Below are 18,560 nucleotides of genomic sequence, written 5' to 3'. Positions count from 1 at the left end.
GCCCCCTGTTTTCGGCGAATGACGACGCGATTGCCAGCAGGGATTGGCAATAATTCCGGACAGCCATATACACAGGGAGTGCCACGCTGAAATGGCCAAATCAGCAAGACGCCGATTTATCGGACTGATCACGGTGAGCTACGGATTGCTCGCATTCGCCTGGATCATTCTGTCCGACAAGCTGTTGTTCGCGTTGGCAGGCAGTGCGGATATCGGCTGGCTTTCCGTCGCCAAGGGGCTGTTCTTTGTGCTGGCCACGGACTTCCTGCTGTTCTTCGCGCTGTGCTCGGTGCCGGCCGCGCACAGCGGCGGCGCCTCCGCCATCACCCAGGAAATGGGGCCGCGCCGTTTCCCGGTCTGGGCCTCCTATCTGTTTGCCCTGGCCATGAGCCTGGCCGTGCTGGCCGCCAGCAGCACGCTGGCCAGCCATTTCGGTGAACGCTCGCTGCTGCTGCTGTTCATGCTGCCCGTGCTGGTCAGTGCGCTGATCGGCGGCCTGGGGCCGGGCCTGCTGGCCACGGCCTTTGCGGCCTACAGCCTGGACCAGACGGACGGCGTCGCCGTGCGCGACTGGGCGCAATGGGGGGTGGTGGCCGTCAACGGCCTGGCCGTGAGCGTGCTGGCCGAGACGCTGCAGCGCTCGCTGCGCAAGGCCAACATGCAGCGGCAGCTGCTGGACTCGGTGATCTCCGGCACCTCGGATGCCGTCTTCGTGAAGGACCTGCGCGGGCGCTATCTGCTGGTCAACCGGGCCGCCGCCAGCCTGGTGGGCCGGCAGGCCGAAGACATCGTGGGCAAGGACGACTTCGCGCTCTTTCCCTTCGGCATCGCCAGCGCCATCCGCAGGAAGGACCAGGCGGTGCTGCGCCAGGAGGTGGCCACGCATGAGGAGCAGCTGACGGTGGAGCCGGGCAGGACGCTGGACCTCCTGGTCACCAAGGGCCCGGTGCGCAATACGGCAGGCCACATCGCAGGCCTGTTCGGCATCTCCCGGGACATCACCGAGCGCAAGCGCTTCGAGCGCGAGCTGGCCCAGGCCGCCGTGGTGTTCGACAGCAGCCACCAGGGCATCATGGTGGTCGATCCGGCGCGGCGCATCACGCGCGTCAACCCGGCCTTCACCCGCATCACCGGCTATGCGCCCGAGGAGGTGATCGGCCAGACGCCGCGCGTGCTGTCCTCGGGCCTGCACGGGCCGGAGTTCTACCGGCAGATCTGGGCCTGCATCGCGCGCGACGGCTTCTGGCACGGCGAGATCTGGAATCGCCGCAAATCGGGCGAGATCTTCGCCGAGATGCTGTCCATCTCCGCTGCGCAGGGTGCCGGCGGCGAGATCGAGCACTACATCGGCGTCTTCACCGACATCAGCCACATCAAGGCGCACGAGGCCGAGCTCGAGCGCGTCACCCACTATGACCTGCTCACCGGCCTGCCCAACCGCCGCCTGCTGATCGACCGGCTCAACCAGGCCATGCTGCGCACGGCGCGCGAGGGTCGCTCCCTGGCCGTGTGCTTCCTGGACCTGGACGGCTTCAAGGAAATCAACGACCTGCACGGCGCGGCCGCGGGCGATGCGCTGCTGGTGGGCGTGGCCGCCCACCTCAAGAGCGTGCTGCGTTCCGAGGACACGCTGGCCCGGCTCGGCGGCGACGAGTTCGTGCTGCTGCTGTCGCACATCGGCTCGGCCGAGCACTGCTCCACCATCCTCGACCGGGTGCTGGAGGCGGCCAGCCGTCCCGTGCCCGTGCAGGACCGGGTGCTGTCCGTGACCGCCAGCGTGGGTGTCAGCCTCTACCCCGACGACCAGGCCGACCCCGACCTGCTGCTGCGCCATGCCGACCAGGCCATGTGCGTGGCCAAGCAGGCCGGGCGCAACCGCTACCAGCTGTTCGATCCGGAAAACGACCGCAAGGCCCATGCGCGCCGCCTGCAGCTGGGCTGGCTGCGCCAGGCGCTGGAGAAGGGTGAATTCCTGCTGCACTACCAGCCCAAGGTGGAGCTGGGCGGCGGCAAGCTGGTGGGTGCCGAGGCCCTGCTGCGCTGGCACGACCCGCGCCAGGGCCTGCGCGCGCCGGGCGAGTTCCTGCCCTTCATCGCGGGCAGCGACCTGGAGCGGCCGCTGGGCGACTGGGTCATCGGCGAGGCCGTGGCCCAGGCGGCGCGCTGGTTCGGCCAGGGACTGGACCTGTGCGTGAGCATCAACGTCAGCGCCAACCAGCTGCTGGACGGCGGTTTCCACGCCAAGATGGCCCAGGTGCTGGCCCGCCACCCGGACCTGCCGCCGCACCTGATCGAGCTGGAAATCCTGGAAAGCGCCGCCATTGCCGACATGGAGCAGGCCATCCAGGTGATGGGCCAGTGCCGGCAGCTGGGCATACGCTTTGCGCTGGACGACTTCGGCACCGGCTACTCCTCGCTCACCTACCTGCGCAAGCTGCCCGTGCAGTCGCTCAAGATCGACCAGAGCTTCGTGCGCGACATGCTGGCCGACCCGGACGACCTGGGCATCGTCGAAGGCGTCATCCAGCTGGCCAGCACCTTCCAGCTCGAATCGGTGGCCGAAGGCGTGGAAACGCCCAAGCATGCGCGCCGCCTGCGCGACATGGGCTGCCACGTGGCCCAGGGCTACGGCATCGCCCGGCCCATGCCCGCCGACCAGCTGCCCGCCTGGGCCGCGCGCTGGCAGGCCGGGGACAACTGGCTGGCGCATGGGCGGCATATGCCGTCCGAGGCCTGAGCTTCGCGTCCCGGCGCCAGTGCCGGTGCCGGCTATGTCAACTCGGCTGGACGGGTTTCCATGGCATTGCGGGTGGGCAAGGTGATGCAGAACAGGGCGCCTCCCGCGGGGCCGTTGCTGGCGACGACGGTGCCTTCCATGGTGTCGATGATCTTGCGGCAGATGGCCAGGCCCAGGCCCGTGCCGCCCGAGCCGTCCTTGGTCTTGCTGGACTGTACGAAGGGCTGGAAGATCTTGTCCAGTTCCTGCGGCGGAATGCCCGGCCCCTGGTCGGAGACGGCAATGCAGATGTCGCCCTGTCCGTCGATGCGGCCCTGCACATCGATGCGCCCGCCGATGGGCGAGAACTTGATGGCATTGGCCAGCACATTGCGCACCACCTGCTGGAAGCGCACGGGGTCGGCCTTGGCGATCAGCGGGGCGTCGTCGAGTTCGAGCCGCAGGTCGATGAGCTTGTGCTGCTGCTGCGGCTCCAGCTCGCGCACGACCGGCCGGATCAGGCTGCGCAGATCCGTGCGCTCCAGGTGGATGGTTCCCACGGCGCTGTCCAGCTTGGCCACATCGAGCAGGTCATTGACCAGGGCCAGCATGCGCTGGCCCGCCGCATGGATGTCGTTGAACATGTCGGCCATGGCGGGATTGCCGCGCGAGCGCAGGCTTCCCAGCTCGGCAAAGCCCATGATGGACTGCAGCGGGGTGCGCAGCTCATGGCTCATGTTGGCGACGAATTCCGACTTCACGCGGAAGGCCTCCTCGGCCGCGTCGCGGGCCTCGCGCGTGGCATGCTCGGCCGCGCGGAATTCGCTCACATCCACAAAGATGCTGAGCACGCCGGTGGTCTGCCCCTGGGCATCCTTGACCGCCGCCTTGGAGATCTGCACGTCGCGGTAGCTGCCGTCCACGTGGGGCAGCCTGGCCTCCAGCACCATGCGCTGGCCCGAGCGCATCACGACCTGGTTGCTGCGTATCTGCAGCAGGGCATCGTCGCGCGAGTGCAGTCCCTTGATCTCGTGGCCGAGCACGGCATAGCGGCCGCGGCCGAAGAAGTCCTCCCAGGCCTTGTTGACCAGTACCACGCGGTGGTCCGCGTCGGTGACCAGCATGGGCAGGGGCGTGGTCTCGAACAGCAGGTGCTGGAAGGCCAGCTGGGTCTGCAGTTCCTGCTGCGCCTTCCAGCGGGCCGTCACGTCCACGGCGCTGCCCGCGAAGCCCACGAGCCGGCCGTCGCGCAGCAGGGGGACGACGGCGATGTCGCAGAGTATTTCCCGGTGGCCCGGCAGCTGGAACATGGCCTGGCAGTTGCGCAGGGCCAGCTTGGCCTGGGGGTCGAGCAGGGCATGGATCTGCGGCCTGCAGGCTTCGCGCGCGATGCCTTCCAGCGGCTGCCCCAGCGCCTCGACGCTGGGCTGCCCGGTCCATTGCTCCCAGCGTGCGTTCACGAAGGTCAGCCGGCCCTGGATGTCGGTGCGAAAGATCAGCTCCTGCACGCTGCGCATGAGCACGGCCATCTCATGCTCGCTGCGGGCCAGGCGCGCCTGGGCCTTTTCCATGGACTGCTGGGACGACTTCTGGACCCTGCGGGTCTTGAGCACCGACCCGCTCAGGCCCAGCACCAGGGCAAGAAGCGCAAGGCCGGCAACGAAGAAGGCGAATGCCTTGTCGCGCCAGCGCGCGACCACCTCCGAGTAGGGCTCCTCCACCACCAGCAGCAGAGGCCAGTTGCGCACGGTGCGAAAGGACACGACCTCATGGGAGCCGAGCATGCCGGCGCCGACGTAGGAGCCGAATTCGCTGTGCGGCAGCCATTGCCGGAACAGCGGTGTCTGCAGCACGGCGGTCGCCTGCACGCCGGTGCCCGCATTCGTGCTGGCCAGCGTCTGGCCGTCGTAGCTCAGCAGCATGGCCTCGTAGCTGAGGGACTCCAGCGTGGACTGGTAGAAGTTGGCCAAGGCATCAGGATTGATCAGGGCCACCAGCACGGCCGGTGCGCCGTTGTCGCGCTTGAATGCGAGGATCTGGGGCAGGTAGCGGACGCCCCGCGGTGTCGCATGCGGGACCGCTGCCAGGGAGGAGAGGCTGCGGCCGGTGACCAGGCGTCCCAGCTGGACCTTGCCCGGGACCGGAGCCGATGCCCTGTCAGGCAGCAGCTTGTGCAGCTCGATCTGCAGGCCGGCCTCGCCCGCTTGCGTGCTCGCCAGGATGCGTCCTTTGCCATCGAGCAGCGCCATGCTGCGCAGAACCGGCAACTGGCCGACCACTTGCGCCAAGGCCGCCTCGCGCGCTGCGCCGGGGCTGTCGGCGGACAGGATGACCGGGTTGTTGGCCAGGCTTGCCAGGGCGACCTCGCCGGTCTCGAAGGTCTTGTTCGTCTGATCCTGCAGCACACGGGCCAGCAACGCCGCCTGGGCCTTGCTCTGCTCGGCCTCGGCATGCAGCTGGCTCCAGACGAACAGCACCAGCCCGGCAAGCACGCACAGGGCAAAGGTCAGCACCAATGCCTTGAGGTGGGCGCTGCGCCTGGCCCCCAGAAAATGATGCGTGCCGGCTCGGCCAGACATGATGAAGGCGCTCCATCGGAGGGTTCAAGGCGCGACGATGGCGCTCAGCCCGTGGTTGCGCGCTGCCCGGGCCAGGCGGCCGTCTCGCCGGATGTCGGAGACGAACTGGTCCAGGCGCGCCAGCCACTGGGCGTCGGCAGGACTGGTTGCATAGCCGTAGGGAAGCACGTGGAACGGCTTGGGCGGTGCGATCAACCGGGCCCAGTCGGAGCTGTCGAGCAGCCGGCGGCTGTAGGGGTAGTCGGTCATGAACACATCCACGCGCCCTGCCATGAGCTCCTTCTCGCGGGTCTGGGGCGGCTCGATGGACACGATCTGCGCATGCTTGAGCGTCTCGCGCATCACGGGCTCCATGAAGGTGCCGCGCTGCACGGCGACCTGCACGCCGGGCTGGTCGATGTCCGCCCAGGACTGCACGGCCTGATTGCTCTTGGTGGTGACGCCGTAGATGTCGCTGTTCAGATAGGGCTGCGTGAAGCGCAGCTGCTTTTGCCGCTGGGGGAGTATGCCCACGGCGAACATGGCGACATCGCAGCGCGACTCCAGCAGGTCAGGTATCAGCCTGGGAAAGGAGGAATCCACATACTGCAGCCGTACGCCCAGCTCCCTGGCCAGCTCCGCCGACAGCTCTGCATCCACGCCCGTCAGCCGGCCCGTGCGCGGGTCGCGGAAGGTGATGCCGTAGTAGTCGGGCCATATGCACACACGCAGGGCGCCCGTGGATGCAATCCGCTCCAGCACCTCGCCAGCTGCGGCAGAGCCGGACCATGGCACCAGACACAGCAGCAATCCGGCAACGGCTGCCAGGCGTGCCAGCACGCGCCTTGGGGACGGTGCGCCGAAACATGTCGATGATGGATGCATGGCGGGCTTTCAGGGTGTGTCGATCAGATCGGTGAAGGACGGGGACTGCCGGGTCAGCGCCAGGCGCAGCGCATCCAGCTCTTCGATGTTGTCCATGAACGCGTCGACGATGCCGGGATCCAGGGCCTTGCCCCGTTCCGCCGCGATCATCTCCAGGGCCCGTGCTCGCCCGAATGCCGGCCGGTACACCCGGTCCATGGTGAGCGCGTCGAAGATATCGACGATGGAGGTGATGCGCGCCGACAGCGGGATGTCCTCGCCTGCCAATCCCCGCGGGTAGCCCTTGCCGTCGAAGCGTTCGTGGTGGCTGGCGGCGATTTCGGCCGCCATCTGGAACACCGGGATGCGCGACTGGCCCAGCAGATGCGCGCCGATCTCGGCATGCCGGTTCATGACCAGGCGCTCCTGCGCATCCAGCGGGCCCTGCTTCTTGAGGATGGTGTCCGGAATGCCGACCTTGCCGATGTCATGCATCGGGGCCGCCTTGCGCAGCAGGCTGGCGAATTCGATGCGGCAGCCCAGGCGCAGGGCCAAGGCCTCCGACAGGTAGCCGATGCGGATGATGTGCGAGCCGGTGTCGTCGTCCTTGAACTCGGCGGCCATGGCCAGGCGCAGCAGGGTCTCGTGGTGCGCGCGTGTCACTTCCTTGAGCAGATCGTTGCGCTCGCGGTACATGCGGCCGAAGTCCTGGATGAGCTGCTCCATCTGCTCCACGGCCGCAGGATCGAAACGTCGCGATGGCTCCCGGGGGGAGGCGGTCTGGTACTGGGCCATCAGTCGATCCTCTCGAGCTTTTCGATCGTCTCCAGCAGCTTCAGGGTGCTGAAGGGCTTGACCAGGTATTCGTCGGCTCCGGCCAGCAGGCCCGCCTTGCGGTCCTCGGCGCTGCCCCGGGCCGTCAGCAGGATGACCTGCGTATGCAGAAGCTCGTAGGAGCGCTTGATGCGGCTGCACACCTCCAGGCCGTCGAGCGTGCCCGGCATCATGATGTCAAGCAGGACGATGTCGGGCCTGAGCCTCTCGGCCATCGCCCAGGCCTCGTCGCCATCGCAAGCCTCTATGACGTCAAAGTCGCTGAATTCCAGTGTCATGCGCAGCAGCTTGCGGATGTCGGCATGGTCCTCGGCGATCAGTATCTTTTGCATGGGGAGATCTTTCATGCCGCAACAAAGGTGTGGGCTGGCATGTGAATCATAAATATCAATTCAATCAAATTTTATTGAATTTATCTATCAAATCTGTTGCCAGGCCGGGAACAGGTCTTTTGCCCCTGTGCGGGAGCCGGCAGCCCCGCCTTTATGTGGCCCGTTCCCAGGCCGGGTCTTTCCACAGGGCATCGAGGTCGGTGAAGCCCCATTTCGCGGGGTCTTCCCGGCTGGCTATCTTCTCCTGGCACCCGGGCCGGGCCAGGTCCACGGTCTCCGGTGCCATCCGCATGCCGCTGGCCGTGGAATAGAACACCTTGACCTGCGGACAGGTCAGGGACTGGCGGCCAGGGTCCACGACCACCCCCAGCCTGCCCGTTGTCAGCCGCACCAAAGAGCCCACCGGGTAGATGCCTATGCTTTTGACGAAGGCCTGGAATACGGTCTTGTCGAAGTGCCCGGCGCTCCATTCGGCCATCTTGTGCACCGCCTCGGCAGGGTCCCAGCCACGCTTGTAGGGGCGGTCCGAGGTGATGGCGTCGTAGACATCGCAGACCGCGCCCATCTTCGCGAACAGGCTGATGTCCTCGCCGCGCAGCCCGTGGGGGTAGCCTGTGCCATCCACCTTCTCATGATGGTGAAGGCAGACGTCCAGCACCACCGGATCATCGACGCCGCCGGCCAGGAGCAGCTCCAGGCCTCGCGCCGGATGCTCGCGGACCTCGGCAAACTCCCTGTCGGTCAGGCGCCCCGGCTTGTTCAGGATGGGGGCGGGGATCGCCATCTTTCCAATATCGTGCAGCAGCCCCGCATAGCCCGCCTGGCGCACCTGCTGCGGTGGCAGGTCGAGCTGGCGTGCCAGCACGATCATCAAGGCGCAGACCGCCACCGAGTGCATGTAGGTGTAGTCGTCGCTGCTCTTGAGCCGGGCGATGCTGACCAAGGCGCACGGATTGCGGATGATCGACTCGGACACCTCGGCGACCACGGAGCGGGCCTCGTCCTGGTTGATCTCCCTGCCCATGCGCGCCTCGCGGAACATGGCGGTGATCGCCTGCCTGGACTGGCGGCAGATCCGGGCGGCCCGCTTCACCTCCTCATCGAAGGCAACGGGCCGCAGCTCGCACTCCAACTCGGCCAGTTGCGAGATCTCGGACAGTTGGGCGTCGATCACGGTGTCCACCTGCTCGCGCGAGCAAGACGGCTCGTCTTGCGCGACATCCAGGCCCTTGGCGGTATCGATCCACACTTCCTGGATGGGGGCGTGCAGGATCCTCGCCAGGTCGGCAGGGTCTTCCAGCCTGAAGCGGCTGCGCCAGAACGGATGCTCCATCCAGCTGCCGCAAAAGCTCTCCAGAAACATGCCCAGCCGCAGCTGCCGCACACTGATGCGCTTGATCATGAACAAGGGCCCCGCAACGGTTCACATGAATACGTCATCTTGCCGCCATTTCCTTGCTTCTGTACGGATCCAGGTCAGAAGGCCGCCCATTCCTCCTCCTTGACCTGCGGTTGCGCACGGGCCGGCGATACGCGTGCCTGAATGGCCGGCAGCGCTTGCCTGGGCCCCATGGCCTGGACGTTGGCGGCACGCGGCGCGGCGGGGTGGCTTGCCCCATGCTCGGGGTGCATCCTGAATGTGGAGACGATCTGCGCCAGAGAAGCGGCCTGCTGCTCCAGGCTGCCCGCAGCGGCCGAGCTTTGCTCGACCAGCGCCGCGTTCTGCTGCGTCATCTGGTCCAGCTGGCTCACCGCCTCGCCGACCTGCCGGATGCCTACCGCCTGCTCGGCCGATGCGCTGGAGATCTCGCCGATCATGGTGTCCACGCTGCGCACCTGCTCCACGATGCGGCCCATCTGCTCGCCAGCCCGGGTGGCCACCTGGGTGCCTTGCTCGACCTTTTCCAGGTTGGCACCGATCAGCTCCTTGATCTCGCGGGCCGCCGTGCCCGAGCGCTGGGCCAGCGCGCGCACCTCGCTGGCGACCACCGCGAAGCCCCGGCCCTGTTCGCCGGCCCGCGCGGCCTCCACGGCAGCGTTGAGCGCCAGGATATTGGTCTGGAAGGCAATGGCGTCGATGACGTTCGTGATCTCGGCGATCTTGCGCGAGGCCTGCGAGATGTCCTGCATGGTATGCACCACCAGGGCCACGGACTGGCCTCCCTCGGCAGCCGAGGCCGACGCGGCCGAAGCCACCTTGCTGGCCTGCTGGGCCGTGTCCGCATTCGTGCGCACCGTGGCCGTGAGCTCCTCCATCGATGCGGCCGTCTCCTCGAGGTTGCTGGCCTGCTGCTCCGTGCGCTGGCTCAGGTCCAGGCTGCCGGAGGCGATCTCGCTCGATCCCGTCGCAATGCTGTCGCTGCTGAGGCGAATGCTTGCCATGATCTCGCGAAGCTTGCCGTTCATGTCGCGCATCGCGCCCAGCAGCCGGGCGGGCTCATCCCGGCCCTGCACCACGATGCTGGCCGTGAGGTCGCCCCGCGCCACGGTGTCCGCCACCGAGACCGCCATGTGCAGGGGCTCGGTGATCGAGCGCGTGATGGCCCAGGCCAGCACGGCGCCCAGGGACACCGCCAGCGTGGCCAGCCCGCCGAGCAGGTACAGCGCCAGGTGGTAGTCCTTCTCGGCCTGCTCGGTGGCCTTGCGCCCGCCCTCCTGGTTCAGCGCGATGTCCTGGCCAACGACATCCATGAACTCTGTGAAGGCCTGGGTCGCAGATCCTGTGGCTTTGTCACGCGCCTGAGCAGACTGCTCAGCCCCGGCCTTGGACAGCTCCTGTACCTTCCTATCCTCCAGTACGACGGCGTCCCAAATTACGCGCATCTTGTCGTACAGCTTCTTTTCCTCCGGGGAGGAAATGAGCTTTTCGTAGGTGGAGAACTCCGACGCAAGAGCTTTCTCGGCCTTCGCCAGCGCCTCTTCCTGAGCCTGCTTGCCAGTTACAGACTCCTCAATCACATGGCGAAGGGTGGCGCGGCGGGCTTCATTGGCCGTGGCCCGGATCGAGGCCAGCGCATTAGTGGCAGGCAGCCAGTTGGTGCCCAGGTCGTTGGCATTGAACTGGACCCGGGCGATCTGCAGTGAGCCGATGGCCGCAACCGTACTCAGCAGCAGCAGAAGCAGTGTGAAGGCAGCAATGAGCCGTGTGCGAATGGAAAGAAGTCGAAGGAACATGCGTGCCTCCTAAGAGTAGGTGAAGAGAATTTGATCAATCTGATTCAAATGATCATTTGGCAAGCTTAAATTTGGCTTACGGAAGCATATTTATCGCTTCACCCCGCTCTTCATCCAAAGCCTCGCTTGGTGGAACAGTCGGCTCCTCTTTACTCTTAGTGACAATCTATCGGGAGTAGCCACCGGCTACACGAGAAATCTTGCACTCATCGCTCGCACCAAAGACTGAGCACAACACAAATGTAACAACCAGTTGTGCTGTTCTTTTCTCTCTGTTAAATTTTTATCAAATTCATCAAATAAATTTGATTGGAGTGATGAAGATGCCACCTACACTGACAACCGACACCGCCAGGCAATGGCTTTCCTTCCTTGTGGACGATGAGGAGTTCGGCATCGACCTGCTGCAAGTGCAGGAGATCCGGTCCTACGAGTCGCCCATGCGCATTGCCAATGGCCCCGCCTACTTCAACGGCGTGCTGGAACTGCGCGGGGAGGTCATTCCCGTCATCGATCTGCGGCTCAGGCTGGGGCTTGCGCCCAAGCCATATGACGCCTGCACCGTGACCATCATGCTGCGCCTGCCTGGCGGAGTGACGGGCATGGTGGTGGAGGGGGTCACCGACGTGGTGACGCTCATGCCGCAGGACCTGCGCGCCGTGCCCGCCATGGGCGGGGGCCTGGTCAATGACTGCCTGCTGGCCATGGGCGTGCTCAATGAGCGCTCGCTGCTGCTGATCGATGCCGACAAGCTCCTGGCGACGGCCACGGCAGCCCTGCCGGACTGCGCTGCTAGCTGAGCCATGTGCTCCGGCACGCCCCGGTCTTCCGCTCGTACACCGCAAATTTTCATATCGCCCGCAGACCTGGAGGCGGAGAAAGGCGCTCTCACCTCAGCACACACCGACGTCAAGGCCTGGCTGACCGAGCTCCAGGCACAGCAGCTGGTGCAGGCCGTGTCGATCTTCCAGCTGGGAGGCCATGCGGCGCAGCTTTCCTCAACCCCGCCGCTCCCGCAACCGACGGTGCGGGCGCGCAAGCCGGCCCCCGCGACAGCGGCGCTCCCCGCACGCCAGGCTGCCCGCGCCGTGCAGCCCGTGCATAAGCAAGCGCAGGAGCAGGACGACTGGGTGTCGTTCTGATCAACCTCCCCCTTGCGTGCGGCCCTGGCGCTCGTCGGACCGCATCGCGGCACACCGGGATACGGGGCCACGGCCATGCAGGGGCTGCCAGGGGACGCAAGGCCCAAGTCCCAGGGCCCGCGCAAGTTCTGATATTTTCGACGCTGTTCCTGCGCAGGCAGCCCCCGGCTTTCGACACCCCCATTTCATGATTTCAAACTTCATTCCGTTGAACCCACAGCAGCTGGATGCCGCCATCGTCGATCTCGACGGCACCATGGTCAACACCCTGGGCGACTTCGCCGAAGCCCTCAACCGCATGCTGGCGGACCTGCAACTGCCGGCCATCGCCCCGCAGGCCATAGAGAACATGGTGGGCAAGGGCTCGGAGCACCTGATCCGATCGGTGCTGGCCCATGTGGGCGCGGCCGACGTGGATGCCATCTACGGCCAGGCCTGGCAGCGCTACGAGCACCACTACCTGCAGCTCAACGGCCAGTTCGCCGATGTCTACCCGGGCGTGCTCGAAGGCCTGCAGGCATTGCGCGCACGCGGCCTGCGGCTGGCCTGCCTGACCAACAAGCCGCTGTCCTTCGCCCGGCCGCTGCTGGAGCAAAAAGGCCTGGCACCGCTGTTCGAACAGGTCTTCGGCGGCGATTCCTTTGAGCGCAAGAAGCCCGACCCGTTGCCCCTGCTCAAGACCTGCGAGGCCCTGGGCACCTCCCCCGCGCGCACGCTGATGCTGGGCGACTCCAGCAACGACGCCCAGGCCGCGCGCGCCGCGGGCTGCCCCGTGGTGCTGGTGAGCTACGGCTACAACCACGGCCAGCCCGTGCGCCAGGTCGATGCCGATGGCTTCGTTGATGCGCTGACCGAACTGGCCTGAGACGCGCAGCCTCCAAAATTGTTGGAAAAAGAATGGGATTTGGCGATGGTTAACGCACTTTGACGGTGCGATTTATGTTTTTGCTAGAGTCGTCTGCTTTGCCATCCTGGCCGCGATCCGGCCACAGACAAGGAGGAAGCACGCGACATGCACGGACTGCACCTGACCGCCGATCTCTACCAATGCCAGGGCGACGAGCGCCATATGCTCGACGCCGATGCCATCGCCGCCCTGTGCCGCGCACAGACCGCGCAGGCCGGCCTGACCCTGGTGGAGGACCGCTGGGTCAAGTTCCCTGATTACCAGGGGCAGCCCGGCGGCGTCACCGGCACCGTGCTGCTGGCCGAATCGCACCTGGCCATACACACCTGGCCCGAGACCGGCTGCGTCACCGTCGATGTCTACGTCTGCAACTTCTCCGCCGACAACTCGGGCAAGGCCCGCGCGCTGATGGAGGGCGTGATCGCCGCCTACGCGCCGGGCCGCGTGGTGCGCCAGCATCTGATGCGCGGCGACATCGGTCCCGGCGCCCAGGCCACGGCGGCGGCCGATGAGGGCGATTGGGCGCTGGAGGCGCTCACGCCCCATGCGCGCTTTGGCTGGCGCGCCACGCGGCGCGAAACCGTGCAGACGCCCCATCAGGAGCTGGAGCTGCTGCACACGCCGCAGTTCGGCAAGGTGCTGCGACTGGATGGCCGCTTCATGACCTCCGAAGGCGAGGAATTCTTCTACCACGAGGCCCTGGTCCACCCCGCTGCCCTGGCCCACCCGGCGCCGCGCAAGGCGCTGATCCTGGGCGGCGGCGATGGCGGCGCAGCCGAGGAACTGCTCAAGCACCCGTCCATGGAGCAGGTGGTGGTGGCCGAGCTGGACGAGGCCGTGGTCCAGGCCGCGCGCACGCACCTGCAGCAGGTGCACCGCGGCGTGTTCGATGACCCGCGCCTGCAGCTGCGCATAGGCGACGGCATGGCCATGGTGGAGCGCACCGAAGAACGCTTCGACCTCGCCCTGATGGACCTCACCGACCCCGACACGCCTGCCAGCGCGCTGTACTCCGACCAGGCCCTGGCGCGCATGAAGCGCGTGCTGGCGCCGGGCGGCGCCCTGGTGCTGCACCTGGGCAGCCCCGTCTTCCATGGCGAGCAGGTGGTGCGGCTGGTGGCCAGCCTGCGCGAGCGCTTTGCCATCGTGCGCTGCTACGGCCTGTACATCCCCCTGTACGGCGCCTACTGGGGCCTGGCCGTGGCCTCCGACACGCTGGACGCGGCGGCGCTGCCCCCCGCCCAGCTGCGCCAGCGCCTGGCCGAGCGCCGCCTGCCCGACCTGCGCTACTACAACGCCGAAGTGCACCCCGCACTGTTCGCGTTGCCCAACTACTACCGCGATCTGGTGCAGCCCGCGCCCCTGGCGGCGCTGCCCCCGCGCGCGGTCCGCGTCGCCTGAGCCCGGCCCGCCCTGGCCGGGCTGCGGTGGCAACTGCGCGCCCGGCAGGGCAAATTTGACACAGTGCTGCAATCTGGTGGCAAGTCTGCTGTAATGAAAAACGGCGGGAAGGCCCGTGCGCCCGCCATTTTTCCGGCTTCCTGGTAAGTATTTCCGGGATATTGCGTGCTTGAAAAAAACCATATCAACAGATAAAGCGCCAGACGCCCTGTATCAAAATGACTGCTTCCCTTTCAAAAACAAGAATATCCGCGTCCAAATACCATGATGATTCCTTGCTGCGGCTTTGGAATTGGGCTTTGTTGGCAGGGCTGATATTGAGCTTTCCCCTGAGCTTTGTATTGCCGCAAAGCCTGAGCTGGGAAAATGGATTCCTGGAGAATATCCAGGCCGTGACCCTGCTGCTGGGCATGGTGGCGGCCCTGGTTGCGGCGCGGCGGCAAAAGGGCTCCTTTGCAGCGCCACTGTGGTGGATCGCCTCCCTGTTCTGGCTGGCTTTTCTGGGGCGTGAACTGGCCTGGGGCGCGGCTTTCCTGCCCAGCCTGGAGGCTGGCAAGTGGGGGCCGGTGATCAGCTCCCAGGTGCTGTGGTACCGGCCCGCCGTCAAATGGGTGGTGGGTGCCATGCTGCTGCTGTGCTGCTATTGGTTTGTGCGCCACGGTGTCTGGAACAAGGTCATCAAGCGCCTGGTGCGCGAGAAGGCGCTGCCGATATTCAGCCTGGCGACATTTGTCGCGGCCATGGTGATATCCACCAATGCGGAAGGTCATGGTTTCATTGTCCTGCAGCAATGGTTTGATTATCAGGTGATCGTGCTGGAGGAGCTGGTGGAGACATTTGGATATATGGCACTGTGGCTGGCACAGTGGGCGCTGGTCAGGTATGTTGCTGGCTGGCAGGAAGATATTTGAGCCAATATTGATCAACCCGGCCGCCTGCATATTCCCGGTGTAATGGGGCAGATTCAGGGGCCGGTAAGTCGCCAGTAAGACGCAATCGGGGAGCATGGCCGTTTTCCCCGCAGGTTTGCCGCTCTCGCGGCGGACCGACGGAGCCTGAAACGACAGAACGTGCCATCGCAATGCAAGCCTCCATCTACCAGGACGTGATAGGTATCCAGGCGGCGGGCCAGGCGTATTCCCTGGGTTCGCGCTTCCAAGAATGCAGCCAGCACCGTGCCGTGCGGCTGGAGACGATCTTCGAGTTGCTTATCCTCAAGTTCCGCGAGGACCTGCTGCAGGCGCTGGCCGAGGAGCCGCCAGGCCCCGCACGCCACCTGCGCGCCTATATCCGCTGCGTCTGCGACCATGCCCTGTCCCGCCAGCGCGGCCAGAAGACGGCCGCACAGTTGCTGACCCGCGCAAGATTCCAGAACATATGGTTTGATTTCGTGGACGCGGCCTGCGCCGACGATCTGGTGTCCGAGGACATTGCCCTGCAATGCCGCGCCATGGTCGAGGACCTGTGGGTCATCCATGTGCTGGTCGAGCCCATGGCGCCGCAGCGCATCACCGGGATCAGGGAGCATTTGCTGTCCCTGTGCGGCAACGACGGAAACCATGAATCGCATCGCATTAATTGAGGACCATGCCAGGCTGGCCACGCTGGTCAGCCGCTCGCTGGCCAACTCCGGCATAGAGACCGACGTCTTCCACCAGATCTCCACGGCCTGGCTGGCCCTGCAGGACATCGACTACGGCGTCATCGTCATCGACCGCGGCCTGCCCGATGGCGACGGCCTGCAACTGGTGCAGCGCCTGCGCGCCGCGGGCCGCTCCACGCCCTGCCTGATGCTCACGGCCCGTGACGCGCTCAGCGACCGCGTGGGCGGCCTGGAGGCCGGTGCCGACGACTACCTGACCAAGCCCTTTCCTATGGAAGAACTGATCGCCCGCGTGCGCGCCCTGCTGCGCCGCCCGGCCCTGGTGCAGGAGCTGGCGCCGCAGCTGGGCGACATCAGCATCAGCCCGCAGCAGGCCTGCATGCACTGCGCGGGCTCGGCCATCGCGCTGCCGCCGGCGGAGCTGCAGATCATGCTCAGCCTGGTGCGCAAGGCCGGCGCCACGGTGCGCCGCTCCACGCTGGAGGCGGCGGCCTGGGGCATGAGCAGCGTGGTCACGCCCAACGCCCTCGATGTGGCCCTGCACCGGCTGCGCCGCAAGCTGGCCGCGGCCGGCTCGTGCATGGAAATCGTCAACATCCGGGGTCAGGGCTATGCGCTTCGCGAACCTTTGCTGGCCCGGTAGCCTGCGCTCGCGGCTGCTGGCCGTCTATGGGTTGAGCATGGTGTTCAGCGCGCTGCTGGTGGGCGCGCTGGTGATCCTCGTCGCCAAGCCCTTCGACAGCTATGCGCTGCAGCGCGGCATGGGGCATGCGGCCGAGAAGCTGGCCGAGTGGGTGAGCTTCGATGCCAAGGGCGTGCCCCAGGGGTTCAGCGAGCGTGAACTCAAGGCCTGGATGCTGACCAGCCTGGGCGAGGAAATGCAGCTGCGCATCACCGACGCCCGCGGCCGCGTGGTCTTCGCCCCCAACGGCGAAATGCAGCCGCTGACGCAGACCGGCCGGGGCTTCGACCCCGAGCTCAAGGCCTTTGCCTACGAGCGCGGCGGCGTGGTCATGCGCGCGGGCACGGCCACGCTGGTCCACGACGGCACGACGTGGCACGTGCAGATAGCCGTCAGCGACCGCATGGTGGACTGGCTGCGCGAATCGGTGGGCCTGCCCGCGCTGTGGCGCGGCATGGTGGCCATCGGCGTGGTTTTCCTGGTCGTGTTCCTGTTCTCCACGCACCGCACGCTGCAGCGCATGCTCAGGCCGCTGGGCGTGGCCGCGCAGGATGCCCAGCGCATCACCCCGCAGACGCTGGGCACGCGCCTGCAGCCCAAGGATCTGCCGCGCGAGTTCGCGCCCCTGGTCGAGGCCTTCAACCACGTGCTGGACCGGCTGCAGGCCGGCTTCCGGAACCAGCAGGAATTCCTGTCCATGGCCGCGCATGAGCTCAAGACGCCGCTGGCCCTGATGCGCGTGCAGATCGAGCTGGAGCCCGAGGACCGGCGCAGCCCCGAGCTGCTCAAGGACGTGGACCACATGGCGCGCCAGGTCCAGCAGCTGCTGCACCTGGCCGAGGTCTGCGAACACCAGCGCTACCGCATGGAAGACATTGCGCCGGCCGACATCATTGGCGAGGTCTGCGACTTCATGGCCCGCGCCTCCGAAAAATGCGGCGTGCACATCCACTGCGAGGTCAAGGACGGCTCGCCTGCCTGGCGTGCCGACCGGGGCGCGCTGTTCGTGCTGCTCAAGAACCTGATCGAGAACGCCGTGCAGCACAGCCCGCAGGGCGCCACCGTCACCGTGAAGGCCTGCGGCCTGGGCTTTTCGGTGCTGGACCAGGGCCGTGGCGTGCCGCCCGAGGACCTGCCGCGCATCTTCGAGCGCTTTTGGCGCAGCAGCGAGCGGCGCGACCTGGGTGCGGGCCTGGGCCTGCCCATCTGCCTGGAGATTGCGCGCGCCCACGGCTGGACGCTCACGGCCCTGCCCGGTGCCACGGGGCTGGAGATCCAGGCGCGCTTTGCCGGGCCCGTGCAGGAGCCCGCGCAGCCGTTCAACCGCCCAGCAATGCCTTCTTGAGCTGATCGTCGGCCGGGTGCGGGCCCAGCCAGATGCCCAGCAGCGCCTGGAAGAACTCGGGCTCCTGGAAGGGCGCGCCCTGCGCCTGACCCTTGACGAAGACCTGGGCGCCCTGGCCCGGCACCCAGTCCACCGAGAAGTTCTCGCCCGGCAGCAGCTTCTTGTGCTGCGTGAAGATGTCGCTCATGCGCAGCACGCCGGGCACCAGGCGCGAGAAGCGGGCGCGCTCCATGTTGTCCTCGATGCCGCGCGCGAACAGCTTGCCCAACTCGGCCGAATCGATCTCGCGCAGCATGGTCACGCTCACGCGCTTGGGGCCGGGCAGGGCCGCGATCTCCTGCAGGCTGGCGGCCGGCTTTTCCAGGTACAGGCCCGCCGTGTAGACCTTGAAGATGGCCTTGTAGCGAATGCCCGCGCCATTGAGCTGCAGCGTCTGGCCGCCCACCCCGGCCTGGGCGGGATAGGCCACGCCCGCGACGGTGCGCGGCGGCTCCTGGGCAGTGGCGGCCAGCGGCATCGCCAGCGCCATGGCCAGGGCGGCTGTCTTCATCCAGCGGGGCAAGGCGGTCATGGTGTCTCCTGCGCGGGGGCTGTGGCCCGGTTGCGGTTTGTTACGTCCGGGCGACATGTTGTGGGGATCGGGTGGGGGTGGCAACAGGGTTTTCGCGGGCCGATGGATGGCGCTGCTTTGGCGGCGTTTCCGCGCTGATTCTGTCTGTAAGCCCCTGTCGGGGCGTTTCTTTTCGAGGCCGGGTTTCGGCCCGGCGGCCGACTCACTTTCTTGTCTCGCTACAAGAAAGTGAGCAAAGAAAAGCGCCCGGATGTCCGCGACCCCTTCGCTTCGCTGCGGGGCAACCTGCGCCGTGGTGGTTGCGGGGTTCGCCGTGAAACTCACTTCGCGCTGCGCGCTACGTTCAAACAATCACGGCGAGTCAGATGACGAAGCAGTCCTGTCCTTCGGCAGGACTGCAACCCCGCAGGCAGCCCGGCGCAGGCGCGGCC

The 18,560-nt window shown here is 66.5% G+C and carries 16 protein-coding genes; 9 read left to right on the top strand and 7 right to left on the bottom strand.

Annotated elements, in window-relative coordinates:
• Positions 1–145 precede the first annotated feature (145 nt).
• Positions 146–2,737 (top strand): putative bifunctional diguanylate cyclase/phosphodiesterase, encoded by a 2,592-nt coding sequence (locus G4D77_RS15310; RefSeq protein ID WP_227740862.1) that lies wholly within the window; start codon positions 146–148, stop codon positions 2,735–2,737.
• Positions 2,738–2,769: 32 nt separating this feature from the next.
• On the opposite strand, the gene G4D77_RS15305 is transcribed toward G4D77_RS15310, so the two are convergent.
• From G4D77_RS15305 to G4D77_RS15280, 6 genes are all read right to left on the bottom strand, one after another.
• The gene (locus G4D77_RS15305) at positions 2,770–5,295 is read right to left on the bottom strand and encodes a sensor histidine kinase (protein ID WP_213757976.1); all 2,526 of its coding nucleotides are present in this window, start codon (positions 5,293–5,295) and stop codon (positions 2,770–2,772) included.
• A gap of 24 nt (positions 5,296–5,319) precedes the next feature.
• Complete coding sequence (locus tag G4D77_RS15300; RefSeq protein WP_016450588.1) at positions 5,320–6,159, bottom strand: substrate-binding periplasmic protein; 840 nt, start codon at positions 6,157–6,159, stop codon at positions 5,320–5,322.
• Between the two features lie 9 nt (positions 6,160–6,168).
• Positions 6,169–6,933 (bottom strand): HD-GYP domain-containing protein, encoded by a 765-nt coding sequence (locus G4D77_RS15295; RefSeq protein WP_151019833.1) that lies wholly within the window; start codon positions 6,931–6,933, stop codon positions 6,169–6,171.
• Positions 6,933–7,304 carry a response regulator transcription factor gene (locus G4D77_RS15290; RefSeq protein ID WP_017404901.1) on the bottom strand — a complete coding sequence of 124 codons (372 nt, stop codon included), beginning with the start codon at positions 7,302–7,304 and terminating at the stop codon, positions 6,933–6,935. Before G4D77_RS15290 ends, G4D77_RS15295 begins: the two co-directional genes overlap by 1 nt.
• Before the next feature lie 151 nt (positions 7,305–7,455).
• Positions 7,456–8,706, bottom strand: coding sequence for an HD-GYP domain-containing protein (locus G4D77_RS15285; RefSeq protein ID WP_016450585.1), 1,251 nt, complete (start codon positions 8,704–8,706; stop codon positions 7,456–7,458).
• Positions 8,707–8,780: 74 nt separating this feature from the next.
• Complete coding sequence (locus tag G4D77_RS15280) at positions 8,781–10,478, bottom strand: methyl-accepting chemotaxis protein (RefSeq protein ID WP_209672806.1); 1,698 nt, start codon at positions 10,476–10,478, stop codon at positions 8,781–8,783.
• 323 nt (positions 10,479–10,801) lie between these two features.
• Between G4D77_RS15280 and G4D77_RS15275 the strand changes: the two genes are divergently transcribed.
• The 8 genes from G4D77_RS15275 to G4D77_RS15240 all read left to right on the top strand — a co-directional run bounded on the left by G4D77_RS15275 (position 10,802) and on the right by G4D77_RS15240 (position 17,558).
• Entirely contained in the window at positions 10,802–11,278 is a 477-nt protein-coding gene (locus G4D77_RS15275) for a chemotaxis protein CheW (protein ID WP_154836245.1), read from the top strand.
• A 3-nt stretch (positions 11,279–11,281) separates the two neighbouring features.
• Positions 11,282–11,620, top strand: a complete 339-nt coding sequence (locus tag G4D77_RS30870) for a hypothetical protein (RefSeq protein WP_227740858.1) — start codon at positions 11,282–11,284, stop codon at positions 11,618–11,620.
• 187 nt (positions 11,621–11,807) lie between these two features.
• Complete coding sequence (locus G4D77_RS15265) at positions 11,808–12,485, top strand: phosphoglycolate phosphatase (RefSeq protein ID WP_154836243.1); 678 nt, start codon at positions 11,808–11,810, stop codon at positions 12,483–12,485.
• A 147-nt stretch (positions 12,486–12,632) separates the two neighbouring features.
• Positions 12,633–13,928, top strand: coding sequence for a polyamine aminopropyltransferase (speE, locus tag G4D77_RS15260; RefSeq protein ID WP_154836241.1), 1,296 nt, complete (start codon positions 12,633–12,635; stop codon positions 13,926–13,928).
• A 218-nt stretch (positions 13,929–14,146) separates the two neighbouring features.
• Complete coding sequence (locus G4D77_RS15255; RefSeq protein WP_074924338.1) at positions 14,147–14,839, top strand: hypothetical protein; 693 nt, start codon at positions 14,147–14,149, stop codon at positions 14,837–14,839.
• Between the two features lie 170 nt (positions 14,840–15,009).
• Positions 15,010–15,510, top strand: a complete 501-nt coding sequence (locus G4D77_RS15250; RefSeq protein ID WP_126311078.1) for a hypothetical protein — start codon at positions 15,010–15,012, stop codon at positions 15,508–15,510.
• A complete protein-coding gene (locus G4D77_RS15245) occupies positions 15,488–16,174 on the top strand; it encodes a response regulator transcription factor (RefSeq protein ID WP_013804692.1) in 687 nt (228 codons plus the stop codon). Before G4D77_RS15250 ends, G4D77_RS15245 begins: the two co-directional genes overlap by 23 nt.
• Positions 16,143–17,558: a sensor histidine kinase gene (locus G4D77_RS15240; RefSeq protein WP_016450792.1), complete on the top strand. Its 1,416-nt coding sequence runs from the start codon at positions 16,143–16,145 to the stop codon at positions 17,556–17,558. Before G4D77_RS15245 ends, G4D77_RS15240 begins: the two co-directional genes overlap by 32 nt.
• Here G4D77_RS15240 and G4D77_RS15235 read toward each other — a convergent pair.
• Entirely contained in the window at positions 17,533–18,129 is a 597-nt protein-coding gene (locus G4D77_RS15235) for a chalcone isomerase family protein (RefSeq protein WP_013804690.1), read from the bottom strand. The two genes, G4D77_RS15240 and G4D77_RS15235, sit on opposite strands and share 26 nt — an antisense overlap.
• Between the last annotated feature and the right edge of the window lie 431 nt (positions 18,130–18,560).

This window comes from Delftia sp. WY8 (assembly GCF_018437695.1).
Taxonomy (GTDB): domain Bacteria; phylum Pseudomonadota; class Gammaproteobacteria; order Burkholderiales; family Burkholderiaceae_C; genus Comamonas; species Comamonas tsuruhatensis.
The sequence above is the reverse complement of the archived record's forward strand: the minus strand, read 5'-3'. Positions and strand labels throughout refer to the sequence as shown.

Coding starts and splice junctions, on each gene's coding strand:
- G4D77_RS15305 (WP_213757976.1), bottom strand. CDS start 5,295: ATGTCTGGCCGAGCCGGCACGCATCATTTTCTGGGGGCCAGGCGCAGC.
- G4D77_RS15300 (WP_016450588.1), bottom strand. CDS start 6,159: ATGCATCCATCATCGACATGTTTCGGCGCACCGTCCCCAAGGCGCGTG.
- G4D77_RS15295 (WP_151019833.1), bottom strand. CDS start 6,933: ATGGCCCAGTACCAGACCGCCTCCCCCCGGGAGCCATCGCGACGTTTC.
- G4D77_RS15290 (WP_017404901.1), bottom strand. CDS start 7,304: ATGCAAAAGATACTGATCGCCGAGGACCATGCCGACATCCGCAAGCTG.
- G4D77_RS15285 (WP_016450585.1), bottom strand. CDS start 8,706: ATGATCAAGCGCATCAGTGTGCGGCAGCTGCGGCTGGGCATGTTTCTG.
- G4D77_RS15280 (WP_209672806.1), bottom strand. CDS start 10,478: ATGTTCCTTCGACTTCTTTCCATTCGCACACGGCTCATTGCTGCCTTC.
- G4D77_RS15275 (WP_154836245.1), top strand. CDS start 10,802: ATGCCACCTACACTGACAACCGACACCGCCAGGCAATGGCTTTCCTTC.
- G4D77_RS30870 (WP_227740858.1), top strand. CDS start 11,282: ATGTGCTCCGGCACGCCCCGGTCTTCCGCTCGTACACCGCAAATTTTC.
- G4D77_RS15265 (WP_154836243.1), top strand. CDS start 11,808: ATGATTTCAAACTTCATTCCGTTGAACCCACAGCAGCTGGATGCCGCC.
- speE (WP_154836241.1), top strand. CDS start 12,633: ATGCACGGACTGCACCTGACCGCCGATCTCTACCAATGCCAGGGCGAC.
- G4D77_RS15255 (WP_074924338.1), top strand. CDS start 14,147: ATGACTGCTTCCCTTTCAAAAACAAGAATATCCGCGTCCAAATACCAT.
- G4D77_RS15250 (WP_126311078.1), top strand. CDS start 15,010: ATGCAAGCCTCCATCTACCAGGACGTGATAGGTATCCAGGCGGCGGGC.
- G4D77_RS15245 (WP_013804692.1), top strand. CDS start 15,488: ATGAATCGCATCGCATTAATTGAGGACCATGCCAGGCTGGCCACGCTG.
- G4D77_RS15240 (WP_016450792.1), top strand. CDS start 16,143: ATGCGCTTCGCGAACCTTTGCTGGCCCGGTAGCCTGCGCTCGCGGCTG.
- G4D77_RS15235 (WP_013804690.1), bottom strand. CDS start 18,129: ATGACCGCCTTGCCCCGCTGGATGAAGACAGCCGCCCTGGCCATGGCG.